1 pseudogene is annotated in these 1,600 nt (G+C 66.4%); it reads right to left on the reverse strand.

The features are described 5' to 3' along the window. Window positions 1-1,600: pseudogene (locus tag G6W55_RS37555) on the reverse strand (DNA-directed RNA polymerase subunit beta'); the annotation flags it as partial.

Here is a 1,600-nt window from a genome sequence, read left to right on the forward strand (position 1 = left end):
ACTGGTTGTACGGACCGTAGTCGTAGTCCTCCAGCGGAACGGCCTGGCCGGAGCCCGTGCCGAACGGCGAGTAGTCGATGTCGTCGTAGCCGACGGCCGAGTACATCGCGGCCTTGGCCTCCTCGGTCGGCTCCACCCGGATGTTGCGGTAGCGGGACAGACCCGTACCGGCCGGGATGAGCTTACCGATGATGACGTTCTCCTTGAGGCCGATGAGGCTGTCGGACTTGGCGTTGATCGCCGCGTCCGTCAGCACTCGGGTCGTCTCCTGGAAGGAGGCGGCCGACAGCCAGGACTCCGTCGCCAGCGAGGCCTTGGTGATACCCATGAGCTGCGGACGACCCGAGGCCGGGTGACCGCCCTCCTGGACCACACGCCGGTTCTCGACCTCGAACTTCGAGCGCTCGACCAGCTCGCCGGGCAGCAGCTCGGCGTCGCCCGACTCGATGATCGTCACCCGGCGCAGCATCTGCCGGATGATGATCTCGATGTGCTTGTCGTGGATCGACACACCCTGCGAGTTGTACACCTTCTGGACCTCGCCGACCAGGTGGACCTGGACGGCACGCTGACCCAGGATGCGCAGCACGTCGTGCGGGTTGGTGGCACCCACGGTGAGCTTCTGGCCCACCTCGACGTGCTCGCCCTCGCTGACCAGGAGACGGGCACGCTTCGAGATCGGGAACGCCGTCTCGTCGCTGCCGTCGTCCGGCGTGATGACGATCTTCTTGGTCTTCTCGGTCTCCTCGATCCGCACGCGGCCCTGGGCCTCGGAGATCGGGGCGACACCCTTCGGGGTACGGGCCTCGAAGAGCTCGACGACACGCGGCAGACCCTGGGTGATGTCGTCACCGGCCACACCACCGGTGTGGAAGGTACGCATCGTGAGCTGGGTACCGGGCTCACCGATGGACTGGGCGGCGATGATGCCGACCGCCTCACCGATGTCGACCAGCTTGCCGGTGGCCAGCGAGCGGCCGTAGCACATGGCGCAGGTGCCGACCTGGGACTCGCAGGTCAGGACCGAGCGGGTCTTGACCTCCTCAACACCGGCCGCGACGAGCTGGTCGATGAGCACGTCACCGAGGTCGACGCCCGCCGGGGCGAGCACCTTGCCGTCCACGACGATGTCCTCGGCGAGGCAGCGCGCGTACACGGACGTCTCGGCGTTGTCGGCCTTGCGCAGCACACCGGCCTCGTCGCGCTCGGCGATGGCCAGCTTGAGACCGCGCTCGGTGCCGCAGTCCTCCTCGCGGATGATGACGTCCTGCGAGACGTCCACCAGACGACGGGTGAGGTAACCCGAGTCGGCGGTACGCAGGGCGGTGTCCGCCAGACCCTTACGGGCACCGTGCGTGGAGATGAAGTACTCCAGCACGGAGAGGCCCTCACGGAAGGACGCCTTGATCGGACGCGGGATGGTCTCGTTCTTCGCGTTCGACACCAGACCACGCATACCGGCGATCTGCCGCATCTGCATCATGTTTCCTCGGGCACCCGAGTCAACCATCATGAAGATGGGGTTCGTCTTGGGGAAGTTCTCGTTCATCGCCTCGGCGACCTCGTTGGTCGCCTTGGTCCAGATCGCGATGAGCTCCTG

Origin of the sequence: Streptomyces sp. CAI-85, from assembly GCF_013363615.1 — a bacterium.
Classification (GTDB): domain Bacteria; phylum Actinomycetota; class Actinomycetes; order Streptomycetales; family Streptomycetaceae; genus Streptomyces; species Streptomyces antibioticus_B.